The organism is Sorangium sp. So ce281 (genome assembly GCF_051527395.1).
GTDB classification, from domain to species: domain Bacteria; phylum Myxococcota_A; class Polyangia; order Polyangiales; family Polyangiaceae; genus Sorangium; species Sorangium cellulosum_B.
The window spans coordinates 5741055-5749653 of the sequence record NZ_CP150322.1; the positions used below are offsets into that span (position 1 = coordinate 5741055).

The window sequence follows — 8599 nt, forward strand, 5'->3', positions numbered from 1 at the left end:
GCTTCTACCACCGCGCCCTCCACCGAGGCGCAGGATTTCGATACCCCGCGCGGCAGGGAACCGCGATCCTCTCCTCGTGCGACGAGCCGCCCGAGCGGGGGGGACGTCGCGCTCGCTGGAGGGGCCCGGCCGCGATCCGGGCGCGGGCTCGGGTGTAAGCCATCGGCCCTGCTCGCACGTAGAAGAGACGCTCCGGCCAGGGAGAGGGAGAGGAGACGGCGCGCATGGATCAGATCGGCGAGTACCTCGTTCGACGCCTCGTCGGCGAGGGCGGGATGGGCAAGGTCTACGAGGGCGAGGAGCGCCTGTCGCGCCGGCGCGTCGCGCTGAAGGTGCTCCGCCCCGAGCTCGCCCGGAGCGAGCAGGGACGCCGGCTCTTCCTGAACGAGATGCAGATCCTCGCGCACCTCGAGCACCCGAACATCGTCCGGAGCCTCGCCAGCATCGAGGCCTCCGGCGAGCTCGTGATGGTGCTCGAGTACCTGGACGGCCAGACGCTGCGCTCCGTCCTTGGCGCCGCGGGCCGCCTCCCCTGGCCGGAAGCGGTGCGGATCACGGCCAGCGTGGCGAGCGCCCTCGCGGCGGCCCACGGGCAGCAGCCGCCCGTGATCCACCGCGATCTCAAGCCCGAGAACATCATGGTGCAGCGGGATGGCGGCGTGAAGGTGATGGACTTCGGCATCGCCAAGGTCGTGGAGGCGATGAACCAGACCAACACGCAGAGCGTCGGCACCCTGCAGTACATGAGCCCGGAGCAGATCGACGCGCGATCCATCGATCACCGCTCGGATCTCTACTGCCTGGGGCTCATCCTGTACGAGGCGCTCGCCGGCAGCCCGCCGTTCCAGTCGGCGTCGCCGCGGGAGCTGCTCAACCTGCAATGCACGGCAGAGCCGCCGCCGCTCGGCGACGACGTGCGGAGCGGGCTGCCCCGCGGCGTCGAGCAGCTGCTCTTCCAGCTGCTCGAGAAGGCGCCCGAGGATCGGCCGTTTCTCGCTCAGGACATCGTGGATCGGCTGGAGCCGTTCCAGACCGCGGTGAGCGCGCCGCTCCGCGCCGGAGACCGCGACCGCGCGAGCGCGCCGCTCCGCGCCGGCGACCACGACCGCGCGAGCTCGCCGCAGCGCACCGGCGACCGCGCGAGCGCGCCGCTCCGCGCCGGCGACCACGACCGCGCGAGCTCGCCGCAGCGCACCGGCGACCGCGACCGCGCGAGCGTGCCGCACCGCGCCGACGACCACGACCGCGCGAGCGCGCCGGGCGCCGCGCGCGTCGCCGGCGGAGCGGACGCGCCTCGCGCCGACACGATCGCGCTCGTCGAGCAGATCGACCGGCCGCGCGACGTCCCGACCCGGCTCGCGATCGCGATCATCGCGACGCTGTCGGCGCTCGCGGGCCTCGGGACCTGCGCGCTGCGCTCGACGAACGGCGCGCCGGAGCCGCCCGCCAGCACCGCGACGCCGGCCGCCGCGGAGGGGGCGCGGTGAGGCGAGCGTCGCCGGAGCAGGCAGGCTACACGGAAGGCGCGCCCCTCCCGGCCGTGGGCGGCGCCGCGCGGTGGCGCTGCGGCGCGGGCGCAGGAGAAGAGCTGTGGCGGCTCGGCGCGGCGGACCAGGACGCGCCGGCAGGGCCCGAGCCCCAGGCCGTCGCGGCGCGCCTCCTGTCGCTCGGGAGCGCCGGCGTCGGCGGCTTCATCGACGGCGGCGTCGCCTCGCCGGCCGAGGGCGAGCGCGCCGCCGCGGCGAGCCCGGACGGCGCGCGCGTCTGGCTCGCGCGGCGGCTCGCGGGCGCGCCCCTCTCGGACTGGATGCGCGCGCGGCGCGGGCCCGTCCCCTTCCAGGAGGCGCTCGGGCTCGCCATCCAGGTCGCCCGCGCGCTCGCCGCGTGCGAGCGCGCCAGCCTGTTCCCGGGTCCGCTCTCGCCCGACGCGGTCCTCGTGGACGACGCGGGCCGCGTGACGCTGCCCGCGAGCGCGCTCGTCGCCGCCCTCGTCGGCGCGTCGGCGAGCCGCGGCGCGGCCACGGCGCCCCGCGCCGAGGGCGCGCGGGTGTCCTCGGAGATCCCGCCGCTCTGGACGCCGCCCGCGCAGGCCGACGGCGCGATCTGGGACAGCGCCGCGAACCGGTACGCGCTCGGGCTCGTGCTCTACCGCCTGCTCGCGGGAGAGCACCCGTTCGCGGGCGCTGGCCTGCGGCACGCGCTCGGCGAGGCCGCTCGCGCGGAGCCGCCGCCGTTCATCGAGGGCGTCGCGGCCTCGCTCCCCGCGGGCCTGCAGGGCTACGCGCTGCGGCTGCTCCATCCGGACCCGTCGGAGCGGCCGCCGCGCGCCGAGGAGATCGCCGATGCCCTGAGCGGGTTCCTCGACGAGCGCCCCCCGGCGCTTCCGGTGCACGCCGCCCGGACCTCCCGTCGCGCTGGCGCGGCCACCTCGGCGAGGACCGGCCCCGCGCCGCGCGAGCGCGCGCGCCCGGGCGACGCGGGCGACGCGGGCGATCGCCGCCCGCCGCGCGGCCCCGCCGGCGCCGCGGCGCGGCTGTGGCGGATCGCGCCGCTCGGCGCCGGCGCGCTGATCGCGTCGGCCGCGCTCGCGCTCTCGCGGGGTGAGCCCGGTCCAGCGGCGCCGCGCGCGGTCGCCGTCGCGCCGGTCACGCCGCTCGCGCAGGCGCGGACGGCGGCGGAGGACTGCGCCGCGTGCCACGGCCGCCAGGCCGCGGAGTGGCGCCGCTCGGTGATGGCGCACTCGGTGAAGAGCCCGCTCTTCAACGCGCTGGAGAGCCTCATCGAGGAGCAGGTCGGGCGCACCGCCGACTGCCCGAACGGCGCGGGCATCCTGCGCAAGGCCGATCCCGCGCGCGCCTGCCGCGACGGGCGGAGCGGCGTCGCCGTCACCGGCTCGGGCGGCGAGCACTGGTGCGTGAACTGCCACAGCCCGGCGGAGAACCTCGACGCCGTGATGCCCGCGTGGGACGGCCGCGCCGGCGGCGATCCCCGCGCGCGCCTCCCCGTGCGCGACCTGCTCACCCGGCGCGGCCTGGAGGGGATCTCCTGCGGCTTCTGCCATCAGGTGCACGGCCCGGTCGGCCCGCGCGGGCGCGCCGGGTACCAGGGCAACCCCACGTGGACGTCCTTCGTGACGGGCGCCGTCTTCCCTGCGCGTCCCGAGGACGGCCGCGGCCTGTTCGGGATCGCGAACAGCGGCTACGACCTCCGTCCCGAGGAGCTGCTGCTCCCCTCGGGTCAGGGCGCGGCCGCGCGCGCCGGGCTCCCGCCGGCGGGATCGGCGGGCGCGGTCGAGCCCGTGGTGCACGGTCGCCCGTCGGCGAGCGCGAGGGCGTACCTGCGCTCCAGCGAGTTCTGCGGGGCTTGCCACGACGTGCGCCTCTTCGGCAGCGACGCCCTCGCCGCGGCGCGGGGCGAGCACTTCAAGCGGCTGCGCAACGCCTACACCGAGTGGTCGGACTGGGCGAGGTCCGAGGAGCGCGCGGGCCGCCCGGCGGCGACCTGCCAGGACTGCCACATGAGCACCTATCCGGGCGTCTGCGAGGCGGCCCCGGCGGCGGGCGCCGCCCAGGCGTCGCCGGGAGATCCCGAGTGCCCGCCCGGCACGCGCTTCGCCCCGCGGCGGCCGGGCGCGCGCCCGCGCGGCCGGATCGCGGATCACTCCACCGCTCCGGCGGACGTCGCGACCCATTACTTCTCCGGCGTGGATGTGCCGCTGTCGGACGAGTTCCCCGACGCGCTCATCGATGAGCCGTCGCTCGACGCGCACGGCATTCCGGCGGGCGCGCGCCGCCGCCGCGATCTCTTGCTCCGGCACACGTTCCGCTTCGAGCTCGGCGCCGCGCGCCGCGCCGGCGCGGCCGGGGATCGCGTCGAGATCCCGATCGAGATCGAGAACACCGGCGCCGGGCACAAGGTGCCGGCCGGCTTCAGCCAGGAGCGCGAGTTCTGGGTTCACCTCGTGGTGAGGGATGGAGAGGGGCGTGTGGTCTACGAGGTCGGCCGGATCGACCGCGCCGACGAGGATCTGAGAGACAAGGTGTTCACCCGGGTGACCACCGATCCAGACGCGAACAGCCCCTTCGCGCCGCCGGGCGCTCGAGGCGGGCTGTTCGGCGCCGACGTGCGCGACGGGCCTGATATCCCCCTCTGGACCCCACCCCCGCGGCTCGGCGGCACCTCGTTCCGGGGGCGGGGGCTCATCAACTTTCAGAACGGCTTTCTGCGCTGTGTCCGATGCGTCGGCGTCGTGGCCGCAGACGGCACCTGCCAGGCCGGGCCCGGCCAGGGGCTGCACCACGCCGATCGGTTCACGGACGGCGAGTACGACCTGGACACCGGCGCTTGCGGCTCGAACCTGTCGGGGCAGAACGCCTTTCTAGAGACCTATTTTCCTGTCGGCGCGCTGGACGCGAGCCGTGGCGCCGTGAAAGGGCCGGACGCGATCATCGATACGCGCTCCGTGCCGCCCGGCGTGCCGATCCGGTACACCTACGATCTCCGCACGGGCCAGCGGCGCCGCCCGCTCCGGGCCGAGGCGAGGCTGCTCTTCCGGGCGTTTCCCCCGTTCCTGATCCGCGCCTTCGCCGCGTACGAGCGGGAGCAGGCGCGGCGCGGCCTGCGGCCGACCGGCCCGCTGGTCACCGACGCGATGCTCCAACGCCTCGAGATCGTCGAGCTCGCGCGGGCCGATGTCGAGATCCCCTGAACCGAGGTCGCCGAGATGGAGCAACGGACGCAACGGACGCAACGGACGCCAACGACGCGACGGACGAGGCAGGGACCTCGACGCGCCGGCCGACAAAAAGGGACGAGCCCCTACCCCGGCCTGCGGGGTAAGGGCTTCGCTGGTCAGGCGCTGACGAGCTCAGCGCGCCGTGGTCATGAAGCGTGTCGCCGTCGATCAGGGAGGGGGCGGGGGCGGCTCGGTCGGGAGCGGATCGGGCAGCTTGGCCAGCCTGCCGATCCGGTAGGGGCGCGTGGTGGGGGAGTAGTAGCTACTCTGCGACGACGTGACGCTCCACGTGAAGCCGAGCAGGACGCCCGAGAACGAGTCGGCGTACACACGCACGTAGCCCGTCCCGGCGCCCGGCGTCATGTAGCCGCCGGTGCACGGCCCGCTCCACCGGCTGTCCTTGTACTGGCCCTCGGAGCACCCGTGCGACGAGCTGGTCGAGTCCGCGATCGGCACCGCGAACTGCTCCGTCCTCGAGTAGCGGGGGTTGATCTGCGGGGTAATCTTCTCCGGCGCGCCGGTGACGATCATCGTGTGGCCGGCGAAGGTGCCCGTGGCGCCGATGCTGAAGACATCACCCTTCTGGATGTCGGCCGCACGTTCGACAAGGCGGAAGTACGTCTCGAACCCGGAAGGGTTCGCGCCGACCTTCGGGCTCACGTTGATGATATCGAAATAATAATCGGACGTCGGGCTGTTCTTGCCCCACATCGAATACATGTCCAGGCTGGAGTACCCCATCGCCTTCTGCAGCGACAGCGTGAAGAAGCACGCGGCCTTGGTCATGCCAGTCCACGCCTTCGACTGGTCAGGGTCGTCCCAGTTCATGAAGCACTCGGGTTCAGTGCCCCACTCGTTGCTTTCGGCGTTCTCGATGAACTCGAGCGCCCAGTCCTCTGCCCCCTTCGCGCTCGCGGAAGCCGAAGCAAGCGTGATGAAAGACGCGGCAGCCAGGGAAGCAACAGCCAAACTCGTCGTGCGCCTACTCATACTTCTACCTCGTTGATTTCGAATGACATTGCATGTGCACTCAAGAACAGATGCTAGTCATTTCATGCCGAACCATCAAACGAACCCTGGCGCCGAAGATGCCGAGTCTAGCAGGATGGATATTCACTGTAATCGGCCTGGGTGTCAAGGCATTTTCGGGACGCTCGTCCTTTTTCTGCACCTTCTTGAACGTGAAGTAAGACCATGTCGTCCCTTACGACAGCGGATGCGCGACGGTGTGGAGCGACGGTATCCGACGCCATGACACGGCGGCCCCGTCTGCTCCGCGTCCACGTCCACGTCCACGTCCGCGTTCTTCGCGCCGGTTCTGCTCCTTGCGCTCCTTGCGCTCCTTGCGTCCCTTGCCGCGCCTGCCGCGCTTGCCCCGCTCCTGTCGACCTCGCTCCGGGGGGCGGCTCGGGCCGTGATCGCGCGGCGAGGGCTGGTTGGGAGGAGCGGCGGTCTGCGTCCTTCGACCAGGAGACCTGCTGATGCCCTCATCGGACCACACCCACGGCGGCGCGCGCGACGCAGGGTCTGACCGCCCCGAGGCGTGGCCGCCGGCGGTGTTCGACGCCCCCTTGCTGCGAGGGCTCGACGAGCGCGCCCGGCGTGAGATCGCCGGGGCGGGGCGGCTCCGCTCCCTCTCGCCGGACGAGGTCGCCTATCGCGCGGGCGACGCCGGCGACGCCTTCTTCGTGGTCGCGTCCGGGCGCGTCGCCCTGCGCGCGACGCGCCGCGGAGACGATCGCGATACCGAGGTGCGCACCGCCGCCACGGGCGACGTCGTCGGCGAGGAGGCGGTCGTGGGGATGTCGCGCAGGACCACCGCAGTCGCGCTCGCCCCCAGCGTGCTCGCCGAGATCCCGGTCCACCTGTTCCGGCGCGCCGCCGGTCGCTCCGGCAAGGCCGAGATCGCCGAGAGGCTCGAGCGCGCGCTGCGGAGGAGCGCGACACGCGACCTCCTCGGCACCCTCGCCTTCACACGTGACCTGGACTCCGACGACGTCGAAATTCTGCTTGACGCAACGAGTCATCGGCGCTTCGAGCGCGGTCAGGCCATCTATCGCACAGGCGATCCGGCCGCCGAGCTCTGGCTCATCGCCGAGGGGATGGTGCAAATTCAAACCGAGGACGGAGATCGGATTCATGTGCGCGCGTACCTCACCCGAGGTGATTTCTTTGGAGACGTCGAGCTCGACGGCGGCCGCTGCCGGGCGGCGAGCGCCGTGGCCAGCGGCGCCACGGCGCTCCTGGCCGTGCCGTCGAAGACGTTCGCCGCGCTCGCGCGGAAGCACCCTGATCTGATCCCCCGACTCCGGCGCATCACCGGCGAGCACCACGAAAGGCAGGAGGCGGTCATCGCCGGCCAAGCGCGCAATCACACGGCGCACCTCTTCAGGGACCTCTATCGGCTCCAGGTCGCGCGGTCGCTCCTGGTCATCGATCTCGAGACGTGCGCGCGCTGCGGACACTGCGCGTGGTCGTGCGCCGACGTGCACGGGGTCTCACGGCTCGTGCGCCGCGGCGACAAGGTGCGCGCGCGGGTGGACGACGCGGAGCAGGCCGCGCAGAAGGAGGCGCCGCGCAGCCTGCTCTTGCCGAACTCCTGCCAGCACTGCGAGAGCCCCGCGTGCATGATCGAGTGCCCCACCGGCGCCATCGGCAAGGACACCGGGGGAGAGGTGTTCATCCGGGACGCGCTCTGCACCGGCTGCGGCGCCTGCGCGAAGGCGTGCCCGTGGGAGAACATCGCGATGGCGCCGCGCCCCGCGGCCGCGCCGCGCCCGGGAGGCGCGGGCTTCGCGGACATCGCCGTGAAGTGCGATCTCTGCCGCGACTACGACGGCCCCGCGTGCGTGAAGGCCTGCCCCACGGGCTCGATCTTCCGCGTCAACCCGGCGGAGGAGATCGCCGACGTGCGCGACCTGCTCGGCGGGGCGCGGCGCGAGCAGGAGCGCGCCTCCGCGCCACGGAGCGGCGCGGCGCTCGTCGCGGGCAGCGCGCTCGCGGCGGCCGGGCTCGGCGCGGCGGGGCTCTCGGCGCACGCGCGCGGCGGCGCGCGCCCGGGCGAGGGCGCCGCCTTCTCGGCGGGCGTCGCCGCCGCGGTCGGCATGGCGCTGCTGCTGCTCTACGCGGTCCCCAAGCGCGCGGGGCGATGGGCGTGGATGCGGCCCAGGCGGCGCGGCGACACGGCCGCGGAGGGCGGCGATGCCGCGCCCGTGAAGAGCCGGCTCCGCCCGCAGCTGGCCGGGCACCTCGCGATCGGCCTCGTCACGGCCGGCCTCGCGCTCGCGCACGCGCCGTGGCCCCGGTCCGGGCGCCCGACGCTGGGCGCGGCGCTTCACCTCGTGTTCTGGGCCACCGCGGCGGCCGGCGCCTTCACGGCGATCGCGTACCGGCTCGCGCCGCGGCGCCTCGCCCGGATCGAGCGCACCGCGGCGCTCCCCGAGGATTTCAGCGCCGCCCGGCGCGAGCTGCTCGACCGCTTCTACCGCGAGGTGAGCGGGCGCAGCGACCTGGTCAAGAAGATCGTCGAGAAGATCCTTGTGCCCTACCTGCAGAGCCCCCTCGGCCCGCTCGCGCTGCTCGCGTCGGGGCGCGGACTTCGCGAGGAGGAGCGCGCGCTGCGCGCCCGCATCGACGCGGTCCTCGAAGGGCGCGGGGCCGAGCGGCTCGCCGGCCTGGCGGAGCTCATCCGCCTCGCCGTGGAGCTGCGCGCGCTCCCGGCCCAGCGCGCGCTCCTCGCCGCGCTCCGCGGAGGGCTGCCGGCGCACATCATCACCTTCGGCGTCGCCGCGGCGCTGCTCGTGCTCCACGCGATGACGGCGGCGAGCGTGCCTCGATGAGCGGGCGCCGGCCCGGGAGCGCGCG

General features: G+C 74.1%; 4 protein-coding genes. 3 read left to right on the top strand and 1 reads right to left on the bottom strand.

Translation table 11 applies throughout. The features are described 5' to 3' along the window. Positions 1-224 precede the first annotated feature (224 nt). Both WMF27_RS21780 and WMF27_RS21785 read left to right on the top strand, forming a co-directional pair. The gene (locus WMF27_RS21780; RefSeq protein ID WP_437944491.1) at positions 225-1487 is read left to right on the top strand and encodes a serine/threonine-protein kinase; all 1263 of its coding nucleotides are present in this window, start codon (positions 225-227) and stop codon (positions 1485-1487) included. After that, a complete protein-coding gene (locus WMF27_RS21785) occupies positions 1484-4708 on the top strand; it encodes a serine/threonine protein kinase (protein ID WP_437944492.1) in 3225 nt (1074 codons plus the stop codon). Before WMF27_RS21780 ends, WMF27_RS21785 begins: the two co-directional genes overlap by 4 nt. A 195-nt stretch (positions 4709-4903) precedes the next feature. Here the strand turns inward: WMF27_RS21785 and WMF27_RS21790 are convergent, their stop codons facing one another. Then, entirely contained in the window at positions 4904-5704 is an 801-nt protein-coding gene (locus tag WMF27_RS21790; RefSeq protein ID WP_437766965.1) for a hypothetical protein, read from the bottom strand. 512 nt (positions 5705-6216) lie between these two features. Between WMF27_RS21790 and WMF27_RS21795 the strand changes: the two genes are divergently transcribed. Beyond that, positions 6217-8574: a cyclic nucleotide-binding domain-containing protein gene (locus WMF27_RS21795; RefSeq protein ID WP_437766964.1), complete on the top strand. Its 2358-nt coding sequence runs from the start codon at positions 6217-6219 to the stop codon at positions 8572-8574. Positions 8575-8599: the final 25 nt, after the last annotated feature.